20 protein-coding genes and 2 pseudogenes are annotated in these 22,534 nt (G+C 71.5%); 11 read left to right on the forward strand and 11 right to left on the reverse strand.

The genetic code is table 11. The annotated features are described in order from the left end of the window. Position 1: 1 nt before the first annotated feature. The 6 genes and pseudogenes from KWI83_RS17575 (at position 2) to KWI83_RS38670 (ending at position 5,183) form a co-directional block, all read left to right on the forward strand. Positions 2-655 carry an NAD(P)-dependent oxidoreductase gene (locus KWI83_RS17575; RefSeq protein ID WP_218515305.1) on the forward strand — a complete coding sequence of 218 codons (654 nt, stop codon included), beginning with the start codon at positions 2-4 and terminating at the stop codon, positions 653-655. 656 nt (positions 656-1,311) lie between these two features. Continuing rightward, positions 1,312-1,842 (forward strand): MarR family winged helix-turn-helix transcriptional regulator, encoded by a 531-nt coding sequence (locus KWI83_RS17580; protein WP_218515306.1) that lies wholly within the window; start codon positions 1,312-1,314, stop codon positions 1,840-1,842. A 174-nt stretch (positions 1,843-2,016) separates the two neighbouring features. Then, entirely contained in the window at positions 2,017-2,643 is a 627-nt protein-coding gene (locus KWI83_RS17585; RefSeq protein WP_218515307.1) for a DsbA family protein, read from the forward strand. 26 nt (positions 2,644-2,669) lie between these two features. Continuing rightward, on the forward strand, positions 2,670-3,476 hold the full coding sequence (locus KWI83_RS17590; protein ID WP_218515308.1) for an MBL fold metallo-hydrolase: 807 nt from the start codon (positions 2,670-2,672) through the stop codon (positions 3,474-3,476). 5 nt (positions 3,477-3,481) lie between these two features. After that, positions 3,482-3,901 carry a nuclear transport factor 2 family protein gene (locus KWI83_RS17595; RefSeq protein WP_218515309.1) on the forward strand — a complete coding sequence of 140 codons (420 nt, stop codon included), beginning with the start codon at positions 3,482-3,484 and terminating at the stop codon, positions 3,899-3,901. A gap of 504 nt (positions 3,902-4,405) precedes the next feature. Next, positions 4,406-5,183: pseudogene (locus KWI83_RS38670) on the forward strand (MBL fold metallo-hydrolase). A gap of 191 nt (positions 5,184-5,374) precedes the next feature. Here KWI83_RS38670 and KWI83_RS17605 read toward each other — a convergent pair. Further along, a complete protein-coding gene (locus tag KWI83_RS17605; protein WP_218515310.1) occupies positions 5,375-6,895 on the reverse strand; it encodes an NCS1 family nucleobase:cation symporter-1 in 1,521 nt (506 codons plus the stop codon). Between the two features lie 1,127 nt (positions 6,896-8,022). On the opposite strand from KWI83_RS17605, the gene KWI83_RS17610 reads away from it, so the two are divergent. The 3 genes from KWI83_RS17610 (at position 8,023) to KWI83_RS17620 (ending at position 9,925) form a co-directional block, all read left to right on the forward strand. Next, positions 8,023-8,598 (forward strand): alcohol dehydrogenase catalytic domain-containing protein, encoded by a 576-nt coding sequence (locus KWI83_RS17610; RefSeq protein WP_308122089.1) that lies wholly within the window; start codon positions 8,023-8,025, stop codon positions 8,596-8,598. Next, positions 8,571-8,990 (forward strand): CBS domain-containing protein, encoded by a 420-nt coding sequence (locus KWI83_RS17615; protein ID WP_218515311.1) that lies wholly within the window; start codon positions 8,571-8,573, stop codon positions 8,988-8,990. The genes KWI83_RS17610 and KWI83_RS17615 overlap by 28 nt, the downstream gene beginning before the upstream one ends. A 224-nt stretch (positions 8,991-9,214) precedes the next feature. Next, on the forward strand, positions 9,215-9,925 hold the full coding sequence (locus KWI83_RS17620; RefSeq protein ID WP_374106321.1) for an alpha/beta fold hydrolase: 711 nt from the start codon (positions 9,215-9,217) through the stop codon (positions 9,923-9,925). Between the two features lie 17 nt (positions 9,926-9,942). Here the strand turns inward: KWI83_RS17620 and KWI83_RS17625 are convergent, their stop codons facing one another. The 4 genes from KWI83_RS17625 to KWI83_RS17640 form a co-directional block, all read right to left on the reverse strand. Further along, on the reverse strand, positions 9,943-10,137 hold the full coding sequence (locus KWI83_RS17625) for a hypothetical protein (RefSeq protein WP_218515313.1): 195 nt from the start codon (positions 10,135-10,137) through the stop codon (positions 9,943-9,945). 353 nt (positions 10,138-10,490) lie between these two features. Then, positions 10,491-11,153, reverse strand: a complete 663-nt coding sequence (locus KWI83_RS17630; RefSeq protein WP_218515314.1) for a phosphoribosyltransferase — start codon at positions 11,151-11,153, stop codon at positions 10,491-10,493. A 134-nt stretch (positions 11,154-11,287) separates the two neighbouring features. After that, positions 11,288-11,449 (reverse strand): zinc ribbon-containing protein, encoded by a 162-nt coding sequence (locus tag KWI83_RS17635; RefSeq protein ID WP_218515315.1) that lies wholly within the window; start codon positions 11,447-11,449, stop codon positions 11,288-11,290. Further along, complete coding sequence (locus KWI83_RS17640) at positions 11,446-12,774, reverse strand: zinc-dependent alcohol dehydrogenase (protein WP_218515316.1); 1,329 nt, start codon at positions 12,772-12,774, stop codon at positions 11,446-11,448. The genes KWI83_RS17635 and KWI83_RS17640 overlap by 4 nt, the downstream gene beginning before the upstream one ends. A gap of 1,128 nt (positions 12,775-13,902) precedes the next feature. Here KWI83_RS17640 and KWI83_RS17645 point away from each other — a divergent pair. Beyond that, positions 13,903-14,292 carry a DNA-binding protein gene (locus tag KWI83_RS17645; protein WP_308122090.1) on the forward strand — a complete coding sequence of 130 codons (390 nt, stop codon included), beginning with the start codon at positions 13,903-13,905 and terminating at the stop codon, positions 14,290-14,292. A 58-nt stretch (positions 14,293-14,350) separates the two neighbouring features. Here KWI83_RS17645 and KWI83_RS17650 read toward each other — a convergent pair whose 3' ends face one another. From KWI83_RS17650 to KWI83_RS17665, 4 genes and pseudogenes are all read right to left on the reverse strand, one after another. Next, positions 14,351-15,682, reverse strand: coding sequence for an erythromycin esterase family protein (locus KWI83_RS17650; RefSeq protein ID WP_308122091.1), 1,332 nt, complete (start codon positions 15,680-15,682; stop codon positions 14,351-14,353). A 144-nt stretch (positions 15,683-15,826) separates the two neighbouring features. After that, the gene (locus tag KWI83_RS17655) at positions 15,827-16,498 is read right to left on the reverse strand and encodes a hypothetical protein (RefSeq protein WP_218515318.1); all 672 of its coding nucleotides are present in this window, start codon (positions 16,496-16,498) and stop codon (positions 15,827-15,829) included. Positions 16,499-16,580: 82 nt separating this feature from the next. After that, positions 16,581-16,733, reverse strand: a pseudogene (locus tag KWI83_RS17660) (IS1380 family transposase); the annotation flags it as partial. Positions 16,734-16,860: 127 nt separating this feature from the next. Further along, the gene (locus KWI83_RS17665; protein ID WP_218515320.1) at positions 16,861-17,106 is read right to left on the reverse strand and encodes a hypothetical protein; all 246 of its coding nucleotides are present in this window, start codon (positions 17,104-17,106) and stop codon (positions 16,861-16,863) included. A 128-nt stretch (positions 17,107-17,234) separates the two neighbouring features. Here KWI83_RS17665 and KWI83_RS38675 point away from each other — a divergent pair, with 128 nt between their 5' ends. Then, on the forward strand, positions 17,235-17,363 hold the full coding sequence (locus KWI83_RS38675) for a hypothetical protein (protein WP_256362430.1): 129 nt from the start codon (positions 17,235-17,237) through the stop codon (positions 17,361-17,363). Between the two features lie 84 nt (positions 17,364-17,447). Here the strand turns inward: KWI83_RS38675 and KWI83_RS17670 are convergent, their stop codons facing one another. Both KWI83_RS17670 and KWI83_RS17675 read right to left on the reverse strand, forming a co-directional pair. Continuing rightward, positions 17,448-19,175, reverse strand: coding sequence for an SWIM zinc finger family protein (locus KWI83_RS17670; RefSeq protein ID WP_374106322.1), 1,728 nt, complete (start codon positions 19,173-19,175; stop codon positions 17,448-17,450). Positions 19,176-19,615: 440 nt separating this feature from the next. Beyond that, positions 19,616-22,456 carry a DEAD/DEAH box helicase gene (locus KWI83_RS17675; RefSeq protein ID WP_218515321.1) on the reverse strand — a complete coding sequence of 947 codons (2,841 nt, stop codon included), beginning with the start codon at positions 22,454-22,456 and terminating at the stop codon, positions 19,616-19,618. Positions 22,457-22,534: the final 78 nt, after the last annotated feature.

Here is a 22,534-nt window from a genome sequence, read left to right on the forward strand (position 1 = left end):
TGTGAAGATCCTCCTTGTCGGCGCCACCGGCATGATCGGCTCCCGCATCACGGCGGAAGCGCTCGGCCGCGGCCACGAGGTCACCGCCGCCACCCGCTCGGGCCGTGCGGACGGCCTGCCGGAGCACCGGGCGCTGACCGTCCTCGCCCTGGACGCCGCCGTGCCGGGCAAGGTCGCCCAGGCCGCTGCCGGGCACGACGTCGTCATCTCCGCCGTCTCGCCGCCCCGCGACGGCTCCGACCCGGCCGCCCCGCTGCTGGCGACGTACAGGTCCCTGGTCGAGGGGCTGCGCATCGCGGGGGTGCACCGCCTGCTGGTGGTCGGAGGGGCGGGCAGCCTGAAGACCGCCTCGGGTCAGGACCGGGTCGACACCCCGGACTTCCCCGCGATGTACAAGGCCGAGGCGCTCGCCCAGCGCGAGGTGCTGCGCCTGCTGCGCGCCGAGGTGGGCGACGACCTGGACTGGACGTATGTCTCCCCGGCCGACGAGATCGCCCCCGGCGAGCGCACGGGCACCTTCCGCCTCGGCGGCGACGACCTGCTGATCGCCGAGGACGGCACCAGCTTCATCAGTGCCGAGGACTACGCGGTCGCCCTGGTCGACGAGGCCGAGAAGAGCACGGCGCTCCGCCGGCGCATCACCGTCGCGTACTGACGGACGTCTCCCGGAGGCGTCCGTTTCGACGTCACGCTGACCGGCAGGGTCAAGGCGACCCGAACAAGGCCGATGTGAAGCGCCCACTGCCGCCTGCACTGGTGGAGTCGCCGGAGTCGCCGAACTGCGCCAGGGGACGACCGGCAGCCCTCTGTGCCACCGCCATGGCCGTGCTCGGCCCCGCCGCCCTGCGCCGGATGCAGCAGCGCTCCCGAGATGCCCTGCCGAGCAGGCGATGAAGGTTCAGCAGGATGCCGAAGGCGCGGCGACCGCCGTGGGCGAGGCACTTCAGCGGGCCGCCGACGGGCCGACGAGGACGGCACCGTGGGCGGCCCGGCGCCGCCGACGCCGTGCAGCGGGCGCCGGCGGCCGCCGAGGCCACTGCGCGGCAGGCCGCGCACGCCCCTCACGGGAGCGGCTCGGTACGAGGCGGGGGCCGACGGAATCACCCGGCGGGTGCGGGCCAAGGTGTGCGCCCTGGCGCTGCTGGATCAGGCCCGCCACGCGGGACGTGACGTCGTCGGCATTCGGCGACAAGATCCGGATCTTCCGCTTCCCGTCCTGTCGGTGCACCTGGGCCGGTGTGTTCTGGCGGCCCGTGCCTGACGTGTTCCGGCAAGGTGAGCGCCCGAGGCCGCACGAGGCATGATCGGTGGATGCATGGTGTGGAGGACCAGTCGGGCGGTGGGAACGTGGAAGAGCCGACGGAGATCTCGTCGCCGAAGGAGGCCGCGGACAATGCGCTGGTGCTGGCGTTCGGGCGCTTGCAGGGGGCGGCGAACCGGTTGGAGTACATCCTCGGGCGGTCGCTGGAGCTGGAGTGCGGCATCAGCCATCTGATGTTCGAGGTGCTGCTCATCCTCGGGCGGGCGGGCGATCCCGGGCTGTCGATGCGGGCCATCGCCCAGGAGCAGGTGCTGACCACAGGCGGGGCGACGCGTCTGGTGGACCGGATGGAGGCGGCCGGGCTGGTGGAGCGCGCCGAGGATCCCGGTGACAGGCGCGGGCGGCTGGTACGGCTGACCCGGCTCGGGGAGGAGACCACCGTGCGGGCGTCCCGGGTACACGTGGAGAACATCCGGCGTTACTTCCTGGCGCCGCTGCCACCCGAGGACCGGGAGCGGTTCGCCGAAAACCTGCGGATCCTGAGCCACTCCGCACGGGACGAGCTGCCCCGCCTGCCCTGAACGGCCCCTGCGGGCTGCGGCCGTGCCGTTTCACCGATGCACTGACAGCAGGATTGCAGGTGTGTGGCTGCCGTCACACCGGCGAAGAAATATCTGACACGTCAGTTACTGTTTCCTCAGACGAACCGCCCGCCCCGCCATGCGGCGGGCGCCACACCTTCACTGGGACCTTCTATGAAGCTCGTCTACGTCTTCGACGCCTACTGCGGCTGGTCGCACGGATTCTCCGGAACTCTGCGCGAGGTCGTCTCCCGTCATCCCGAACTGCCGGTCGAGGTGGTCTCCGGCGGCCTGTTCACCGGGCCACGCCGGGTGCCGATCCGCGAGTTCGGCTACGTCCAGGCCGCCAACGCCCAGATCGCCGAGCTGACCGGCGCCGAGTTCGGCGAGGGCTACGAGCGGCTGATCGCCGACGGATCGTTCGTCATGGACTCCGAGGCCGCCGCGCGCGGCGTCGCCGCCCTGCGCCGGGCGGCCCCCGACCGCGCGGCGGAACTGGCCGGCGCCCTCCAGCGGGCCTTCTACGTCGACGGCCTCAGCCTCTCCGACCCCGCGACCTACCGGAAGGTCGCCGGGGAGGCCGGTCTGGACCCCGACGCCGTCGTCGCCTCCTTCGACGCGCCCGAGGCGCACAACGCGGCGGCGGACGACTTCCACCGCTGTGCCGAGCTGGGTGTCACCGGCTTCCCCACCCTGCTCGCCGTCGACGGTGACCGGGTCGCCGTCCTGGCCCATGGCCACGCCACCGCCGACGAGATCGACCGGCGGCTGGCCGCCCTGACCACCGCCCCCACCCACTGAATTCCATCTCCTCCGGGAGGCCCCGCATGAGCACCCTCTCCTTCAAGGTCCTCGACCTCGACTTCCCGGCCGGCAGCAAGAACAAGACCGCCACGCTCGTCACCGGTGAGCAGGAGGCCCTGCTGGTCGACGCCGCCTTCACCCGCGCCGACGGCCACCGCCTCGCCGCCGAGATCCTCGACTCCGGCAAGAAGCTGACCACCGTCTTCGTCAGCCACGGCGACCCCGACTTCTACTTCGGCGCCGAGGTCCTCGCCGACGCCTTCCCCGACGCCACCTTCGTCGCCACCCCGCTCGTCATCGAGCACATCCAGCACTCCTACGAGGGCAAGCTCAAGGCGTGGACGGCCCTCGGCCCGAACCTGCCCACCCGCCTGGTCGACCTCACCCCGCTGACCGGCGACCTCACCCTCGAAGGCCACCGCTTCGAGCTCAAGGGCAGCCCGGCCGGCCTGCCCGACCGCCACTACCTGTGGCAGGCCGGGCACCGCGCCCTCCTCGGCGGCGTCCTGCTCTTCCAGCAGGAGCACGTCTGGGTCGCCGACACCCCCACCCCCGAGCACCGCTCCGTCTGGATCGACCTGCTGGACGAGATGGCCTCCCTTCAGCCGGAGCTGGTCGTCCCCGGCCACCGCCTGCCCGGCACGGCGTCCGACCCCACAGCCATCAGCGCCACCCGCGACTACCTCGTCGCCTTCGAGGAGGAGCTCGGCAAGGCGGCCGACGGCGCCGCGCTGACCGAGGCGCTCGTCAAGCGCTACCCCGACAACGGCATGCTGATCGCCGCCCAGATCGGGGCGAAGGCCGCCAAGGGCGAGATGAAGTGGGGCTGAGTGCCATGACGTACGAGCACACCGCCTTCGCGACCTCCACGGCCCCGGCCGACGTCGTGCGCCGCCAGTACCTGGCCTCCGCGGCCGGCGACCTGGAGGCCCTGCGCGCCACCCTCGCCCCCGACGTGGAGTGGACGGAGATGGCAGGCTTCCCCCTCGCCGGCACCTACCGCACCCCCGACGGGGTCACCTCCCACGTCATGGACCAGCTGGGCAAGGAGTGGGACGGCTGGACCGCGCACGACGACACGTACGTCGTCGAGGGGGAGAACGTCGTCGTCCTCGCCCGCTACACCGCGACCAACAAGGCCACCGGCAAGCCGATCGACGTACGCGTCGCCCACCACTTCGTCGTCCGCGGCGGCCTGATCGTCCGCTTCGAGCAGTTCGTCGACACCGCCCTCGTCCGCGACGCCATGACGTAGTCGAGGCAGCACCTCGCAGGCGAACTCACACAATTCCGGGAAGCCGGTGAAGGCCACCGTCGGCAAGGCACCGTCTTCCTCGGAAGCGCGCCCGCGCGTCGCCGGAATCACTCCCCGGCGCCTTCCTGGTCCTGCGACGGAGGCAGCCGGGGCCGACCGTCGTCGTGCGATGAACGTCGCCACCGCGATCGTCCACGCCCTCCGGACGTAGGCGCACCCGGAGGCGCTGGTGGCCGTACCGCGCACCAGCACCACCGCGAAAACACGAGAGGCCGACACGCGGCACCTTCTCGCGCGTGCCCTCACACCCGCCATCAACAGGGAGCAATGGACATGTCCATGATCAGACGGCACTTCCTCGCGGCAGGCTCGCTCACGGCCGCGGGGATCGGCCTGGGCCTCACCTCGGCCAGCGCGTCGGCCACCCCGCTCGCCGACGGACACGGAGCAGGACATCACGAGGAAAGGCATCCCCCGGGCAAGCTCGACTTCAAGGTCCTCGACCTGGACTTCCCGGTCGGCAGCAAGAACAAGACGGCCACTCTGGTCACGGGTGAGCGTGAGGCGCTGCTGGTCGACACCGGGTTCACCCGGGCCGACGGGTACCGGCTGGTGGCCGAGGTGCTGGACTCGGGCAAGAAGCTGACCACCGTGTTCATCAGCGCCGGCGATCCTGACTACTACTTCGGCGCCGAGGCCCTGGCCGAACGCCTTCCCCGACGCCAGGTTCGTCGCCACCCGGCCGGTCATCAAGCACATGCGGCGCACCTTTGAGAGCAAGCTCAAGACGTGGGCCGACCTCGGGGCCAACCTGCCCACCCGTCTGGTGGAGATCAAGCCTCTGACCCGTGGTCTCGCCCTGGAAGGGCACCGCTTCGAGCTCAAGGGCGGATCGGCCCTGCTGCCGGACCGCCACTACCTGTGGCAGCCGGAGCAGCGTGCCATCCTCGGCGGGGTGCTGCTGTTCCAGAAGCAGCATGTGTGGGTCGCGGACACCCCGACCCCGGAGATCCGTGCTGCCTGGGTCAAGCTGCTGGACGAGATGGCCGCCCTCGACCCGCAGCTGGTCGTGCCCGGTCACCGCCTGCCCGGCACTCCCGCGGACTCCTCCGCCATCACCGCCACCCGCGAGTACCTGCTCACCTTCGAGGAGGAACTGGCCAAGGCCGCCGACGGCGCCGCGCTGACCGCGGCGCTCGTCAAGCGCTACCCGGACTACGGCATGGTCATCGCCGCCGAGATCGGCGCGAAGGTCGCCATGGGCGAGATGACCTGGGAGTGACGCCCTGGGGGTGACGACGGCGAAGTACCGGAACGCCGGCTTCGCGATTCGCCCTCGGCCGACGTCGTCAGGAGGCGTCGGCCGGGGACGGCACGCCGAAGAGTCTCCAGGGGGCCAACTCCAGAGGAAGGCGCCTGAAAGGCATCGGCCCAGCTCAGGCGCCCTACCCGGGATGCCGGAAAACCCGGCTCCTATGCCTGCGTCGCCTCCGAAGCTTCCGTTGCCGCAGTCCTCGCGGTGAGCCGGCTCCTGCCCCCGCTCAGCGCGAAGTAGAGCACTCCGGCCACGGCGACGCCGATGAACCAGGAGTACGGACCCAGCTTCGCCCCGTATCCGGGCGGGCCGTAGACGGGAAGGATGCTGGAGAAGACGGAGCCCACCGCGATGGCCGCGAACGCCCGGATGTTCCAGCCGCCCTTGAAGCGGAACTCCCCGTGCTCCTCGTACAACGCGGGCACGTTCAGCTGGGTCTTCCTGATGAGGTAGTAGTCGACGACGATCACGCCGAAGAGAGGGCCCATAGTCGAGCCGACGGCGTTGACGAAGCTGGGGGCGTTGTCCCAGGGGTGAAGCGGGTAGAGCAGCAGCGCGATGACGGCGGCGATGAGGCCACCCCGCCGGAAGGTCACGTACTTCGGGGCCAGGTTGGCGAAGTCGAAGGCGGGGCTGACGAAGTTGGCGACGACGTTGATGCCCAGGGTCGCTACGGCGAAGGTCAGGGCGGCGAGCAGGACGAGGAACGCGCTGTCGAACTTCGCGGAGATGTTGGCCGGTTCGAGGATGACCTCCCCGTACACCTTGCTGGCGGCGGCCGTGGTGATGGCCGCGACGAGGGAGAAGAGGATCAGGTTGACGGGCAGGCCCCAGATGTTGCCCTTCTTCAGGGTCTTCTCGTCGGGCGTGAAGCGTGCGAAGTCGCCGAAGTTGAGGAAGAGGGCCGCGAAGTAGGTCACCCAGGTGGCGGCGATCGCGGCGATCGCGGCGACTGAGCCGGGGCTGACGTCGAGCCCGGTGGCGCTCTTGGCGAGCGCGGCCAGGTCGCCGCTCGGCATGTCGACGGACAGGGACAGCGCCCCGGCCTTCACGGACAGAGCGATCGCCAGGATCAGCATCATCAGCCAGACCGCCGGGCCAGCGAAGTCCTGGAAACGGCGGACCGTTTCCATCCCCTTGCTGATGATGAGCAGTTGGGCGGCCCAGACGCCGAGGTAGCAGAGCACTTCGAGGCCGCTGTGGTCGAAGACGTGGGTGGTCTCGTGCAGGTGCTTCGGACCGTCGTAGCGGACGAGGAAGGCGACGATGGCGCCGGCCGCCGCGCTGGTCTGGGCGCCGTACCAGAAGGTGGCGACCACGGCCCGCACGAGAGCCGGGACGTTGGCGCCGAAGGTGCCGAACGAGGCACGGGCGAGGACCGGGTAGGGGACGCCTGTCTTGACGCCCGCCTTGCCGATGAGGGTCATCAGCCAGTAGATGACCAGCGAACCGACACCGATGCCGATGAGGAACTTGAAGGTGTTTCCGGCGACGAGGAACAGGCTGGCGGCCAGGAAGTAGCCGTACAGACTGTGCACGTCCGAGGTCCAGACGTTGAAGATGCTGAAGGCGCCCCACTTGCGCTCGGTGGCCGGGGCGAGGTCCGCGTTGTAGAGCCGCGGGGAGTATTCCGGTGGTACGGCGACTCTGTCCGCGCCCGCGCTGTCCGTGGCCGTCATGTCGTGCTCCTTCTTGCTGTACCCCATCCCCTGCCGGCAGCGCGCCGGATGGTTGGTGCGTCAGACAAAGGCCCTGACGTTGCACAGGAATGCCGGGCGCGTAACCGACTCGTTAACGGAAAATCTCTTCCATTTCCGGATGGGGTCGTCGATTGATCCAGGACTGTGGAGCGGTTGGATCACAGGCGAGGCGGAGTCCCGCGGAACAGTCGGCTGGTCACGAGGGCCCGCGCCGTGGTGCGCGGCCCTTGTGTCCTCATGCCCTCCGCGTGCCCGATCTTCTTGTACTCGGGGGCCCTGGGGTTTCACGTTGGAGCGGGTGACGAGAACCGAACTCGCGCTCTCAGCCTGGGAAGCTACGGCCAGATGCGCCGGGTGCCCGGGCGTTGAAGGTGGTGGACGCGGCCCGGGTCCGCGAGACGGTCCTGCCCCTTCTCGTCCTGGCCGGCGGCCCACCGCGATGGGTGTCTTCGTCGCGGACCAGGGCGTAGCCCGGCTCGTCGCGGTGGGCCGGACCAAGTGGTAGTGGGACATATTGGCCCGGCTCTTACCGTCGTGGCCTTCGCAGGTCTCCCGCACGGTCGTCGCTCCGTGCTCGCCGCTGTCCTGCCCGGCTCCTGATCCGACGCGGCGAGTCTCGTCGGCGCCGCGTGAGGGACGGGCCAATGGGAATGGTTGGTGGACGCACCTGCACGCGGTTGTTCCGCCATCCTTCTCGCCATAGCCGTTTGCTACGGCCGCATTCGCGAGGATCCTCCACCGGTCGCCTCGGCCGGACCATACCGTTGGACGCGCTCGGTGAAATGCACGCGGAACAGCTCCGTGTGCGCACCTTCTTCCTTCCCTGGAGTGATTCTCCGTGTCTCCCGACGCCGCAGGCATCCACCTGGCCGCCCAGGTACCGGAGCCTGCCGCCGCCCTGCGTGTCATGGCGGTGCCGCCGCGTACTCCCGGCCCCGGTGAGGTCCGCATCGATGTCACGGCGACGGGAATCTGCGTGGCCGACGGTGCGGCTGTGGCGGCGCGGGAACCCGCGGCGGGGTTTTCCGATCACCCCGGGCCACGAGGTCGCCGGCGTGATCGCCGACGTCGGAGCTCAGGTGTCCGGATGACAGCGGGGTGAGCGGGTGGCCGTCGGCTGGTTCGGCGGCAGCTGCGGACACTGCACCGCCTGCCGTTCGTGCGATGTCGTGCATTGCCCGGATCGCCGGGTGCCGGGCCTGTCGTATCCCGGCGGCTGGGCGACCACGATCACCGTGCCGGCCGCTGCCCTGGCTCGGATCCCGGGCGAGTTGACGGCGGCCGAGGCAGCGCCGTTCGGCTGTGCCGGGGTCACCGCCTTCAACGCACTGCGGTACGGCGGCGCGGAGCCCGGCGACCGGGTCGCCGTGGTCGGCATCGGTGGGCTGGGACCCGTGCCCTGGTGCGTGGCGCGTGAGGCTCGCACCAGCGCCCTCCAGCCGGCCTCGGCTTCATTCCCCCACCTCGCCGGACCGCCACGTCGTGCCGATCCCGGTCACCGGCCTCCGCGGCCATCCGTGGGGAAGTCCGCTTCCCTGACGGTCTTTCCGCGATGCGCCGGGTACAGCGAGGAGGCAGGGAAAAGAATGCAACTGCCGTCACGCGACCCGTCCCTGTCCGTCGAATCGGGGCCGCGCATACACGGAGGACTCCCATGGCTCAACAGGTACGCGAGATCATGACCACCGACCTGGTGACCGTCGACCCGCAGACCCCGGTGAGGGATGTGGCCCGGCGAATGCGGGACGGAGACATCGGCGACGTCCTGGTCGTTGAAGGAGACCGGCTTCGGGGTCTCGTGACCGACCGCGACATCGTGGTGCGGCTCCTGGCCGACACGGAGGATCTCACCGGCAAGGCCGTGCGAGACGCCTGCAGCACGGAACTGGTCACCATCTCCCCCGACGACGACGTCGACCAGGCGGTGCGGCTGATGCGGGAACGGGCCGTTCGCCGCCTGCCCGTGGTGGAGGGCGGCCGCCCCGTGGGCATCGTCTCGCTGGGTGACCTGGCCGTGGAGCAGGATCCGGACTCAGCCCTCGGCAACATCAGCGCCGCCAGCCCCAACGATTAGACGCGACACACAGGGACGAGGCATGGTGGGCCAGCGGTTCAAGGCGACACGCGCGTGTGCGGCGTCGATTCCCCGGTGGCGGCGGTGCCGGCAGGGAGCCGTGGACACGTGCGACTCGACACGCTTCATCGGGCCACTCGGCAGGGCACAGCATGACCGACAGCGGTGGCCCGTCCTTCCCTGAGCGGACCGTGACGACATATCACGACGGCGTGATGGGACGGATGCGCAGCCGGTCTGTCGGTCGGCCACGCTCCGGTGTACCGGAAGTCGTCCTGGTTCAGGGCATGGCGGTGTCCGACTACCTCCTGCCCGGACTGGGCGCGTTCGGCCAGTGGACCTGGGCCCACCTGGTCGAGCTGCCGGGATTCGCCGGCAGCGGGGATCCGCCGCACGAGCTGGATGTGCCGGAGTTCGGTCGCTGCGTCGCCGACTGGCTGTCCGCACAGGAACTCGGGCCCGTCGTCCTCGTCGGCCACTCCAGCGGAACGCAGGTCGCCGCCCGGGCCGCCCTGTGGCACCGTGACGTGGTCGCCGTGGTGCTGGCCAGTCCGACCGTCGACCCGGTGGCACGCGGATGGGTGCGTCTGCTGATCCGCTGGCGGCTGGACTCACGGCGCGAGCCGGAAGGACTGAGCGACTCGCACCGCCCGGAGTGGCGCCGGGCAGGCATGCGCCGGCTGGTGCACACGGTCCACGTCCACCTCAAGGACGCGCTCGAGGATTCGGTCGCCCAGCTCGGCGTGCCGCTGCTGGTGATTCGGGGCCGTGACGACCGGATCGGTACCGCACGCTGGGGCCGTCGCCTGACCCGACTGGTGCCGGAGGGCGCGTGCATCGAGGTACCAGGCGCACACACCTTCCCCTGGCTCGACCCCCAGGCATGGTCCGACCCGGTGCGGCGACTCGCGGCCCGAGTCGGGCCGCCCCAGTGAAGGTCAGCCGGGTGGGCTCACAGTCCTGGCCTGACCTCCAAACGGGGCCCCAGGTCCGGGCTGTCCGATCCGGCCAGCCCGGTGGCGGGGCCGTGTACGGTCACCAGGTCGTGCAGCAGCCCAGAGGTCTTCTCGGGAGGCATCCCTGAGGCACGCGCCACCTCGTCCAGTTGGACGGCCTCGCCCCGGTGTTCCTGTTGCGTGCGGGTCAATGCCTGGAAGACCTGCTCATGTGCCTCGGTGTATGGCCCCGAGCCACGGCCCGTGAAGGACCGGCCCTGCGCGGCCGTCTCCCGTGCACGGGACGCTTCCCGGCGCTCGCCGCCCTGTTTGCCCTGGTGGCGTGTTTCCAGCCGCTCCTCGTGGCTGATCGCGTCGCGGTGGGGCAGGTGCTTGGGTTGTTTGGACGCGCCTGTCGTCCTGCTCTCCTCGCTCGGCGTGCTGCCGACCGGTGGGCCTCATGGGCCGCCCGGCGCCGCTGCGCCTCGTCGCCTTCCATCTTCTTGCGCACCATGACGAGGGCTCCTTCCGTGTGCTCGATCCACCGGTTCCGTTCCGGGACCGATCAGCTCGTACCTGCCGACGCACTGTGTTCGTGCAGTGCTTGCGTGACCTGCTCGTCGCTGAGCTGGTCGAAGTCGTCGTACCACTGTCCGACTGCGCGGAAGTCGGAGGGCTGGTGCAGACAGACGACGTCATCGGCCTCCGAGCGCATCGCTGCGGCGGTGTCGGGAGCGCAGACGGGGACGGCGAGGATCAGCCGGGCCGGGCCCTGGCGGCGCAGGTGGCGCAGGGCGGCGCGTGCGGTGGCGCCGGTGGCGAGCCCGTCGTCGATGAGGATCACGGCCCGGTCCTTGATCTCGGGCTTGGAGCGGTCACCTCGGTACCGCAGCTCCCGACGGTGCAGTTCCGTCCGCTCGCGCGCCACATCCGGGGCGAGCCGGTCCTCGCCCAACCCGAGTATCTCCAGTGAACGCCGGTCGAACAGCGGTGGATCATCCCCGACGATCGCACCGATGCCGGTCTCCGGATGACCCGGTACGCCGATCTTCCGCGCGACCAGTACGTCCAGCGGTGCCTTGAGGGCCTGGGCCACCTCGGCCGCCACCGGGACGCCGCCTCGCGGCAGCGCCAGTACGACTGGGTTGACGAGGTCCCCGTCGGCTGCCCACTCCATCAGCCGGACCGCGAGCTCCTGCCCGGCATGGCGGCGGTCGTGGAATCGCATGATCTGGATACCTGTCTTCCTTGCATGGGACGTGTGTGTGGGCCTGCCCGCTTGTGGGTGCTTCCCCGTGGACTGGGGATGAAGGACCAGTCGTGTGGCGTCCGGCGTCCGCTTCCGCATACCGGCACGGCCCGTCAGGATTTGGTGTCCGGCTCGTTCCGGCGTGCCTCGAACTGCTTGTGGCCGTTGGGGCAGGACGGGATCTTGTCGCCCTGCTTCACGTGTACCTTCTCGCTGCAACTGGCGCAGTAGAAGTCCCCGGTCTTCTGCGCCTTCTCGCCGGCGTTCGCTGTCATTGTCCGCTCACATCCACGTTCGTCGCTTCTTCTGCCGACGGTCCCGGCGATCCAGCGGTGGTGGCCGCGCCGGTGCCGGCGGCCTCGCCGAGACCCGGGGCGACTGCTCCCTCGTCCGAGACCCCGAGGACCACCTTGGTCCAGCCCGCTTCCCGCCGGTCGAAACGGCGGTACGCCTGGACCGCGTTCTGCGCGTCACCCCAGCGAGTGACCAGGGGCGTGGGGTCGAGGCGCCCTGCCGCGACCATCGAGACGAGAGCGAGCACGTAGCGGCGGTGGTTGCAGTTACCGGACTTCAGGGTGAGGTTCTTCATGAACGCCTCACCGAACGGATAGTGCTGCACCTGGGGCGGATAGACGCCGACCGTGCCGATGGTGCCCGCCTTGGCCACCATCTGTACTGACCACCGAGCGGCCAGCGACGGCGCGTCACCCGGCACCCAAGTGTCGCCCTCCGGCTTCTGCTCGGGGGCCGCGTCCTTGAGCTCGTGGTCGAACTGCTCGGCCTGCTCCCGCACTGCCCCGGCGGCCGGCCCGCGCCGCGGCCGCTCCGCGTCCACGCCCACGGCCTCGATGACGCGGTCGACACCGATCCCGCCTGTCAGCTCCCGCACCGCCTCGACCGGATCCTCGGCGTTGAAGTCGACGGTCTCGGCGTGCTGGCTGCGGGCCACATCCAGCCGGTCGGCCACGCCGTCGACGACGATGATCCGCCCAGCTCCCTGGAGCCGGGCACAGGCGATGGCAGCCTGTCCCACCGGGCCGGCGCCCACCACAGCGACGGTGTCGCCCTCGCCGATCTCGGCCAGCCGGGCGCCGAACCAGGCGGTGGGGTAGACGTCCGACAGCAGGATCGCCTGAGCGTCATCGACGGTGTCCGGCAGCGGTACGAGACCGACGTGCGCGAAGGGAACGCGCGCGTACTCCGCCTGCAGGCCGTCCAGGCCACCCGCCGCCTCCGGTCCACCGAAGAAGGTCGTGCCCGCCTGCGGCCCACCGGGGTTGGCGTTGTCGCACTGCGCGTAATACCCCGCACGGCAGTAACTGCATGTCCCGCACGCCACCGTCGACGGCACCACCACCCGGTCACCGGGCCGAAAGTTCCGCACACCGGAACCCACTTCCTCCACCACCCCGACGGCCTCGTGGCCAAGGATCCGGCCCTCCTGCAGACCCGGCATGGTGCCGCGGACGAAATGCAGGTCGGTGCCGCAGATGGCGGAGGTGGTGATGCGCACGATCGCGTCGTACGGCTCCTTGATCGTCGGTTCCGGCACGTCGTCCAGCCGTATGTCCCCCAGTCCGTGCCACACCACAGCCTTCATGCGGATGCTCCCTCCATGGGTAGCCGGCGGAGAACTCCCGTTCCGGCGGGATCAGTGATCAGGTCCCGGGATCGCTGGTTTTCCGGGGCTGGACAGGCACACGGTGCCGTCCTTTGGCCCCGGCGCTGGGAACTCCGTCTTGCCGACTCAGGGTTTCTGCTCGTATCGGCAGTGGCGCCAACGTCTCAAGGCAGACCGGGCGACGCCATTTTGTCCCTGTCCGGGTTCTCCTGACTGGCGTCCCGCAAACAGCCGGGACCGGGTGGCTGCCACCGCACCGACCGGAATCCAGACTCGATCAGTTGCCGACCCGGCGCCTGCCATGGACGAGCCCGCTACTACCCACGTCAGGGTGCGGCTGAGGGTGATCAGTGCCCACGAGGCCGCAGCGCGGGCTGCACGGAGTTTCGCCTTGCGTGATACAGCCGTTTTCCGGGTGAGGAGCGCGGTGATGGAGGGCACCCGTACTCCTTGTCCGGCGGCGCCGCCACGACGCGGTGCGGGGCGCCTGCCAGGACGCTCGCCCCGTTTGTCGAGAACGAGTCCCTTCATGGCCAGCAGTCCGTACGCATCCGCCAACGCCACGTGGGCCATCCGGGTCACCCACGGGCACGACCAGTCTGACGGAGGCGTGGTCGGGTAGCCGGATCACGTTGCCGCAGGCCGGGGCCATCTCCACCAGCAGGACCAGCCAGCCGCACGGAGGCTACTTGCCGAATAGCACCGTGTGCGGTCACCACAACGTCGATGCCGCCTCAGGTAACGCGATGCCCCGCACCCGTCCGACCGGCGGAATGGACGAACCATGACTGACTACGTTGATCCCTACCGGAGCCGTCACCGACGACACCGACAGTCCCGGGACAGTGAGCCTGCCCGTCTACGAGCAGCAGGACGGTACCGAACTGGTGCCGGTGTTCACCTCGCACGGTATGTGGCAGGCGTTCCCGCAGATCACAGAGCATCAGCGGATGCAACTCGGTGCGCTCGCCCATGGCTGGCCGTCCCGGCGCTCGCTGTGCGACTGCCTCCCGAGGCAACCGCGGCGCTTGACGGGGTCCGGCAGGGGGTACCCGGCGCCCCATGAAATGGCAACAGATACAGGCCTCTCCGGCCGCGGTATACGTGGTGGTCTTGGCTCCGGGTGAGGAGGCCGTTGCCGCGATCACCGATTTCGCCCGTGCCCAGTCGCTGGGTGCCTCCCAGGTGACGGCCGTGGGAGCCTTCTCCCAGGCCACGGTGGGTTGGTTCGACCGCGAGGCCAAGAACTACCGGCGGATACCGGTGGGTGAGCAGTGCGAGGTGCTGTCACTGCTGGGGGACATCGTCATCGGGGAGGACGGGCCGACCCCGCACCTCCACGCCGTACTGGGTCTCGCCGACGGTACGACCCGCGGCGGCCACCTGCTGGAGGGCCAGGTCTGGCCGACACTGGAGGTCATCGTGCGAGACAGCCCGGCAGCACTGGCGAAGATCCACCGTCCCGATCTCGGTCTGGCGCTCATCAACCTGACCTGACCCGCCCGCTGGTTTTCCGCCTCGCGGCGGCGAAAGGTCTTCCCGCGCACGGAATGTGTCACACGCCCGCGGGCCAGGTCTGCTCCTCCGCGCTCTCGGCCGCCATCGGGTGCAGCGGAGTGAGGGCGCGCGTGCGGTCGAGGTAGCAAAAGGCGTCGTACCGCTCGGCCAGGACGGTCGGAACGTAATGGCCCACCCACTCATACTCCGGCCGGTAGACCACGCCGATGGCGCGGTGACCGCGCTCTTCGTGGAACCACTCGCGCCGGCCGGATGAGGGGGGCCGCTGGAACTGCACGTGGGGGAAGACGAACAGCGTTCGCTCGTCGGGCAGCGCCCGGTGCAGCAGGTCCTCCAGGCTGCCGGTGCGGGCGGGCGGCACGTTCATGATCCTCGGTACGTCGCCCCAGGTGTCCGCAGCGATCACGGTGCCGGAGTACGAACCGAAGCCGACCAGCACCACGCCCTTGCCCATGTGCCGTTCGCGCACCAGCTGGCCGATGTTCACCTCGCCGACGTCGGCCATATCCGTGGCGCGGGCGTCGCCGACGTGAGTGTTGTGCGCCCACACCACCGCCTTGGCGTCCGGACCGTAGTGCTCCAGGAGACGGTCCAGCGTGTCCACCATGTGACGGTCACGGATGTTCCACGACTCCGGTCCGCTGTCCAGCATGGCCCGGTAGTAGCGATCGGCACCGGCCAGCACCTCAGCGTTCTGCCGCGCGGCGAAATCCGCGAGCGAGCCGTCCAGGGCGGCTGCCCCCGCCGCCCGCCGGCGCAGCTCGGTGAGCAGGCTGATCACCTGCGGCTCACAGCCCTCGGGCAGGTAGCGGGTGGCCAGCGCGTACGCCTGCGGATCCTCCGCGTACGGCTCGAAGCACCGGTACGTCTCCAGGGCCTGCTCCACCCGGTCGGGGTCGTGCTCGCGCACATGGTCCAGCACCGCGTGCAGTGACTCCCACAGGCTGTAGACATCAAGGCCGAAGAAGCCGACGCGCCGCTCGGGCGGCAGCTGCTCGTTGTGACGGCGCAGCCACCGGGTGAACGCGGCCACGTCGGTGTTGGCCCACATCCACGTCGGCCAGCGACGGAAGCCCGCCAGCACTTCCTGGGGGTCCTCAGGCGCGTCCGGCGCTGCGACCACCGAGCAATGCACGGCCTGGCAGTCCGGCCAGTCGCCCTCCACCGCGACGAAGGAGAAGCCCTTCTCCTCGATGAGCCGACGCGTCAGCACGTCACGGACCTGGTAGTAGTCGGCAGTGCCATGGGACGCCTCGCCCAGCAGCACATAGCGGGCGTCACCGATACGGTCCACCAGCGGGTCCAGCGACGTCTGGTCCGTCAGGGGCAGCGCAGCCGTCCGCATACGGTCCTGCTCGGTGTCGGGCACGGCATGTTTCCCTTCCTTATCGTGTGCCGCATCGGGTTTCCCGCCGTGCGACACCAGAAACCGTGGGCGCAGGACTGGGCAGCGGCACCCGTCGGCCTGGAGCCGACTTGCACAGCCGTGCCACGGAGCCACGTCATGAAACGGTCATGCGCCTGCCCCGGCCAGCTCCTGCATCTCCTGGTAACCCTCCTTGTCGTGCCGGACCTGGACCAACGCGTCGATCAGTCGCACGAACTCCCGGTCGTCGCGCACGAGTCGGTGCAGGGACTTCGCGTCGTGGCCCAGAGCAAGCCGATCGGCCGCGTCCAGTGCCTTCTTGTCCGCGAAGGGGAGCAGTTCCTGCCAGATCAGCTGGGCCTCCCGGCAGAAGGCGTCGACGACGTCGTCGTCCACGTTGGCGAAATGCCGGAGGAACTCACGCTCCCTCTCCGGGTCGCGCCCGGCGTCCTCTCGCAGTTCTGACAGGTCGCCGCCGTGATCCTCCTGCAAGTGCAGCGCGGCATCCGTCATCGCCGTACTGATCCGCTTCCTGTCGCCCTCCGGATACCCGGCGTCGGCGAGGACCTGCTCGATCTGCTGGCGGCCTGCCTGCAGCACCTGCCCGGCCGTCGACCACCTGCGTCCGCGCAGGGTCGTGAACGTGTCGACGGCCACCTCGGGATCGACTCTGGCATCCGTCAGCGCCGCCAGCTGGAAGAGCTGATACAGCGCGTGCGGGTAGTTCCTTATGTGGATCTCGGCCTGTTCAGCGAGGCTACGGCGTCCGTACCGCTGCAGCAGTGCCTCGACGACCCTTTCCTTCTCCGCCCGGGCCATGGTCCTCACCTCCCGACGGTGACCGTGCCTGTGCCGGGTTCCCCGTTTGCGCCCAGGCAGCCGGAGGCCCGCGGTGACGAGGTCAGGTGGCCGGCCTGGGGAGGGCGGCGAGGCAGGTGAAAGCGTTCGCCAGTGCCTGCCGCCACGGCCAGGTGGCGGAGATCCGCAGCTGCAGGCGGCGTTGGCCGCGGGTGATGCGGGCGGCGGCGTGCAGCAGTCGGTAGCGCAGCTTAGCGCCCGTGCCCTGCGCCAACGTCCGACGGCGCGGAGACCTGACACAGTCGGTGGATGGCGGTCGGGTGGTCCGGGCCTGGTGGGCTCCCTGGTCGCCGACGGCATCGGCGTCGACATCTCCTGCGTGTTCAGCGCGGCACGCGGACCGTCGGCTGCGTGAGCGGGGTCTGGACGCGTCCCGCTGTCCGACGGGCGAGGCGGCCCGGGCCCACGCCCGCCTCGTCCACCACCGCCACGAACAGGCCATGAGCTCCCCCCGCCGGCAGGCGCTCGCCGCGCACGGCGCCCAGCTGCCCCACCTGGTCTGGACGTCCCTCGAACCACCGGACCGGCCCTCGTACACGGACCACCTCGTCGCCTGGGGCGTGGTCCACGCCCTCACCCGCACCTCCCTGCCGTCCCTCACCCATGGCTCCGTCCTGATCGGGGACGTTCCGTCGGGCGTCACATCACGGCCCGCCAGGATCTGGAGGCGCTGTACGCGTCCGGCCTCTCCTACGAGGTGCTGGCGGCGGACCTCGAAGATGCCTGGCTGGCCCGGCGAGCACAGCTCTGGCACGCCCTCTGGCGCGGTGCGGAGCGGGTCACCGACGCGGCCGAGGTCGCCGGAACCGCGAAGGACCCCGCCTGACAGGCACCGGCTGCTCGCGGGCGAAGTGGTGCCGGCTGGTTGTCTCGGAGACCGTCCGCGGTGCCTGGGAGTTCGTCCGTGGGCTCACAGCTCGTCGGTGGCGTCGATGCCGGTGAGGGCGCCGACCGGATCGGGGTCGGGGGTGCCTCGGGGCCACCAGTCGTCCTGGCCGGGCTCGGACTCGTAGGCGTACCAGAGGCCGTCGCGGCCCAGGCGGAGCTGGATGTGGCCGTTCGGGTGGGTGAGGCGGTTGCGCCAGGGGCGGAAGGCGGGGAGGTCGGCGGCGAGGAGGAGGGGGCGGGCGCGATCGAAGCGACCGGCCGGTGGGTCCCAGGGTTCTTCGAGGACGGCGAGGCCGTCGAGGCCGCCCTGGCGCCAGGCGGCGACCGCGCGCGCCAGCTCAGCCGGGGTACGGTCGGCGGCGGAGGCGAGCGAGGAGTACAGGGCCCGCGTGCCCGCGGTGAGGCCGGAGCCGGGCCGGGCCGCCGCGAGGCGTACCGCGTCCTGCCACAGCGTCAGCTCCGCCACCGGGTCGCGGCCGGTGACGAGCAGGGCGTGGGCGCGGGCGGCGGCGTCGGTGGCCAGCTGGTCCAGCGCGAACGGGTCCGGGCCGCCCGGGGCGGCGGGGTAGACCGGGGGCTGCTCGGGATGCGGTGGGGCGGGCAACGGGCGTGGAGGAGGGGGGAGTTCGCGTCGGGCCAGGGCGTCGGTGGCCCGGATGCCCGGCAGCGGGGCCGGTTCCCGCTCCTGGGCGGCGCGGGCCGCGCGGGTGGCGTTGCGGCGGGCGAGGGCGTCGAGCAGCTCGCGTTCGCCCCGGCCGCGCAGCAGGAGCAGGACGAAGGGGTCGGCGTCGAGCAGGCGCGCGGTCTGGTAGCAGAGGGCGGCGGCGTGCTTGCAGGGGTGGCCGCGGTCGGGGCAACTGCACCGCGGGTCGAGATCGCCGGGGCCGGGCAGGAGCGGGACGTCCCCGTCGGCGAGCGACTGGGGCATCTCCTTGTCGAGCAGCGCGGCGATGTGGCCGGGCCGGTCGGCGGCGGCGTCCAGGAACCGCTCCCAGTCCGCGTCGTCCAGCGTGCGCAGCCGCACCTGCACGCGGTACGGCCGGGGGCGGCTGCCGCGGACGTAGGCCAGGACGAGGCCCGGGGTCACCGTGATGGCGTCCACATGGCCCTGCTGGGCGTAACCACGTCCGCGCGCCAGCCGCTTGACGTCCAGCGCGCCCTGCTCCAACGCGGTGATCCAGGCGTTGCCCCACCAGGTCTCGGCGAAGGGCGTGTCGTCGTCCGAGGGGCGGGGCGGGAAGGCGGGGAAGGTGCGGCGCAGGTCGCCGTCGCGATGGGGGGAGGCCATGGAGCGGGGGACGCGGGGGGTTGCGTGCTCCGGGGGTGCCTCGGGGGACGGGGTGGGCGAACCGGCGTGGTGTGCGTCGTCGTCGACGGCCTCCTCCGTCGCGGCTGCCGGGGTCGGTGGCTTGAAGGCCGTCGGGAGCAACTCCCCGAGGTCGCGGGGGCGTCGGGACTGGGCGGGGTGGGCTTGGGTGGTGCGGTGCGACGGGTGCGCCGACCGGGGCTCCGGCTCCACGCCCGTCGTACCGATGTCCTCCCGCGCTTGTCGCGCCTGTGCCTCCCGCTCACTCCGGGCCGCGCGCAACGCGTCGCGCGCGAGGTCGGAGGGTCGGGTGGACGGTTCGGCCTCGGCGGCATCCGGGGAGGACTCATTGGGGTCCCGGTCCGATCCGCCCCTCGGTGCGTCAGCCACCCCGGAGTCCTCGGCGCCCTCGGCGCCCTCGGCGACACCTTGCCGGGTCGACACCGCCCGCCGCAGCGCAGACCTTGCGGCGTCACCGGGCTCCCGGTCCGGTCCGCCCTCCCCTGCCTCGGCCGCCCCGGCGTCCCCTGCGCCGCCCCGTCGAGCCGACACCGCCCGCCGCAGTGCGGCCCGAGCGGCGTCACTGGGCCGGGGCTCGGGGCTCACCGGCCTGCCCGGCCGGGAGCCGGGAGCGGATCCCGGGCGTCGGGCGCCCGCCGACGGCGTATCGTCCCCGTCCCCTTCAGCCTCCCGGCTTCCCCGCTCCCGAGCAGCCCACAGAGCCCGACGCGCCGCATCAGCGGGGCGTTCCTGTGCCGCCTTTTCAGCCTCCTCCGCCACGTCGTGCGGGCCCTGAGCCTCCTGGGTCTCCTCTGCGTCCAACACCCGCCCGTCATCGGGCACCTCGTCCTCACCCCACGCCCAGGACCGCCCCCGCTCCCCCGTCACGACGCCCTCCGCAGTGACACGAGGTCGGACAGCTCACGGTCGGTCAGCTCCGTGAGGGCCGCCTCCCCGGAGCCGAGGATCGCGTCGGCCAGGGCGCGCTTGGACTGAAGCATCTCCGCGATGCGGTCCTCCACCGTGCCCTCGGTGATCAGGCGGTGGACCTGGACGGGCTGGGTCTGGCCGATGCGGTAGGCGCGGTCGGTGGCCTGTTCCTCCACCGCCGGGTTCCACCAGCGGTCGAAGTGGACGACGTGCCCCGCGCGGGTGAGGTTCAGGCCGGTGCCGGCGGCCTTGAGGGACAGGACCAGGACCGGGGTGGCGCCGTCCTGGAAGCGGTCCACCATGCGTTCGCGCTCCGGCACCGGTGTGCCGCCGTGCAGCAGGTCCACCGGGACGGCCCTGGTGGCCAGGTGGGAGGTGATCAGGCGGGCCATGCCGACGTACTGGGTGAAGACCAGCGCCGAGCCGTCCTCCGCGAGCAGCGTGTCCAGCAGCTCGTCCAGCAGGGCGAGTTTCCCGGAGCGGGCGGCGAGCCGGTCACCGCCGTACCGGCCGTGCTCCTCCTTCAGATACAGCGCCGGATGGTCGCAGATCTGCTTCAGCGACGTCAGCAGCTTGAGCACCAGGCCGCGGCGCGCCATGCCCTCAGCCGTCTCGATGGCCAGCAGGGACTCCCGCACCACCGCCTCGTACAGCGCGGCCTGTTCGCGGGTCAGCGGCACCGGGTGGTCGGTCTCCGTCTTGGGCGGCAGCTCGGGGACGATACCGGGGTCGGACTTCTTGCGGCGCAGCAGGAACGGGCGGACGAGGCGGGCGAGCCGGGTCACCGCCTCCTCGTCCTCGCCGGTCTCCACCGCGCGCGCGTGCCGGGCGCGGAAGGACTTCAGCGGGCCGAGCAGGCCGGGCGTCGTCCAGTCCAGCAGGGCCCACAGCTCGGAGAGGTTGTTCTCGACCGGGGTGCCGGTCAGGGCGACGCGCGCGGGCGTCGGGATGGTGCGCAGGGCCTTCGCCGTCGCCGAGTAGGGGTTCTTGACGTGCTGCGCCTCGTCGGCGACGACCATGCCCCACTTCTGCTGGGCCAGCGTCGCCGCCGCCGACCGCATGGTGCCGTACGTGGTGAGGACGAAGCCGCCGTCGAGGTCGTCCAGGGTGCGTTCCGTGCCGTGGTGGCGGCGGACGGGGACGCCGGGCGCGAACCGCTCGATCTCCCGCTGCCAGTTGCCCAGCAGGGAGGCCGGGCAGACCACCAGGGTCGGTTCGGTGCGCGCCCGTTTGAGATGCAGGGCGATGACGGTGACCGTCTTGCCGAGTCCCATGTCGTCGGCGAGGCAGCCGCCGAGGCCGAGGGAGGTCATCAGGTCGAGCCAGGCCAGGCCGCGGAGTTGGTAGTCCCGGAGGGTGGCACGCAGGCCCTCGGGCGGTTCGGCGGGCCGTACCCCGGCGGTGAGGCGGTCGCGCAGGGCGGCCAGCGCACCGACCGGCACCGCCTCCACCTGCTCACCGTCGATCTCCGCGGTGCCGGTGAGCGCGACGGACAGGGCGTCCACCGGGTCGAGCAGGCCCAGTTCGCGCTTGCGGGCCTTGCGGACGAGCGCCGGGTCGACCAGGACCCACTGGTCGCGCAGCCGGACGACGGGGCGGTGGGCCTCGGCCAGCGCGTCCATCTCGGCCTCGCTGAGCGGCTCGCCGCCGAGCGCCACCTGCCAGCGGAACTGGAGCAGTTCCTCACTTTCGAAGAAGCCGGTGCCGTCGGTCGCCGAGCCCGGCGCGGGCCGTACCAGCGCGGCCGCGGTCAGGTCCCGTGCCAGGTCGCGGGGCCAGTGCACGGCGACGCCCGCCGCCGCGAGCCGGGCGGCCGCCGCGCCCAGCAGGTCGCCCAGCTCCGGCTCGGACAGGGCGAGCACGTCGGGCACGTCCTGCTCGGCGAGCCGGTCCAACGGGGCCCAGACGCGCGCCGCGCGCCGGACCGCGAGCGCGGCGTCCACACGCGCGCGGGGCCCGAAGTCGCCGTCCGCGTCCCCCGCCCACAGCTCCGCCGCGTCCACGACCAGCGTCGGGCCGGCGAGGCTGTGCACCTGCACGATCGCCGCGCCCGCCCGGCGTACCCGGTCGCCGTCCTCCCCCGCGTCGAACAGGTCGTACGCCGACAGATCCAGGCGCAACGAGATCCGCACGCCCGCGTCCATCCCTGCGGCGACCTCCGCGGCCCAGTCGTGGGCGGCGGGCAGGCGCTGTGGCGCACGGGCCGCGAAGGGCCTGCCGCAGGCGTGCTCGGCGGCGGGGGTGCGTGGCAGCGTGTCCGCGACCGCATCGAGGAAGGCCCGCAGCAGGGCCTCCGGCTCGGGCAGCCGCAGCGGGCCCGGCCCGGGCAGCGGCACCGCATGCCCCTCGTACGGCAGCGCGGCGGCCACCGCGCGCAGGTGCGCGATGTCGTCGGGGTCGAGGGGCCCGGCCCGCCACGCGTCGTGCCCGGTGGGCGTCAGCCCGGGCAGCAGGCGCCCGCGGGCGGCGAGCCGCAGCGCGTGCAGGGCCGCCGCACCCCAGCAGGCGGTGGCGGGGTGGGCGGCCGGATCGTGCCGGGCCCGGACGAGCGACGGCAGCGCCTCGCCGACCGGCAGGGTCAGCGCCGGGATCTCCTTGCGGCGGACGCCCGCCCCATGGGGTCGTACGACGGTCAGTGGCGTGGACGCGAGGCCGGGCGCCGTCGACGTAACCCCGCCGTCCGGGTCCCAGAAAGCCACGCGTCCCTCGCGTGGCACCGGTGCCGGAAGGAAGACAGCCGCCAGCCCCGCAGGCAGGGATCCGCCCATACGTCCTGTCACCTCCCGCCCGCACATCGGATCAGTCGTCTTCGACTCTACGGGCGGGGTCTGACAATCGGCCCCGGCGGCCCGACCGGACGGGACCGGAGGCGA

Origin of the sequence: Streptomyces sp. TRM70350 (assembly GCF_019219825.1) — a bacterium.
GTDB lineage: Bacteria > Actinomycetota > Actinomycetes > Streptomycetales > Streptomycetaceae > Streptomyces.

What these genes read in the sequence shown, in the direction of transcription:
- KWI83_RS17580 (WP_218515306.1), top strand. Translation starts at nt 1,312, where the DNA reads ATGCATGGTGTGGAGGACCAGTCGGGCGGTGGGAACGTGGAAGAGCCG.
- KWI83_RS17585 (WP_218515307.1), top strand. Translation starts at nt 2,017, where the DNA reads ATGAAGCTCGTCTACGTCTTCGACGCCTACTGCGGCTGGTCGCACGGA.
- KWI83_RS17590 (WP_218515308.1), top strand. Translation starts at nt 2,670, where the DNA reads ATGAGCACCCTCTCCTTCAAGGTCCTCGACCTCGACTTCCCGGCCGGC.
- KWI83_RS17595 (WP_218515309.1), top strand. Translation starts at nt 3,482, where the DNA reads ATGACGTACGAGCACACCGCCTTCGCGACCTCCACGGCCCCGGCCGAC.
- KWI83_RS17605 (WP_218515310.1), bottom strand. Translation starts at nt 6,895, where the DNA reads ATGACGGCCACGGACAGCGCGGGCGCGGACAGAGTCGCCGTACCACCG.
- KWI83_RS17615 (WP_218515311.1), top strand. Translation starts at nt 8,571, where the DNA reads ATGGCTCAACAGGTACGCGAGATCATGACCACCGACCTGGTGACCGTC.
- KWI83_RS17620 (WP_374106321.1), top strand. Translation starts at nt 9,215, where the DNA reads ATGCGCAGCCGGTCTGTCGGTCGGCCACGCTCCGGTGTACCGGAAGTC.
- KWI83_RS17630 (WP_218515314.1), bottom strand. Translation starts at nt 11,153, where the DNA reads ATGCGATTCCACGACCGCCGCCATGCCGGGCAGGAGCTCGCGGTCCGG.
- KWI83_RS17635 (WP_218515315.1), bottom strand. Translation starts at nt 11,449, where the DNA reads ATGACAGCGAACGCCGGCGAGAAGGCGCAGAAGACCGGGGACTTCTAC.
- KWI83_RS17640 (WP_218515316.1), bottom strand. Translation starts at nt 12,774, where the DNA reads ATGAAGGCTGTGGTGTGGCACGGACTGGGGGACATACGGCTGGACGAC.
- KWI83_RS17655 (WP_218515318.1), bottom strand. Translation starts at nt 16,498, where the DNA reads ATGGCCCGGGCGGAGAAGGAAAGGGTCGTCGAGGCACTGCTGCAGCGG.
- KWI83_RS17675 (WP_218515321.1), bottom strand. Translation starts at nt 22,456, where the DNA reads ATGTGCGGGCGGGAGGTGACAGGACGTATGGGCGGATCCCTGCCTGCG.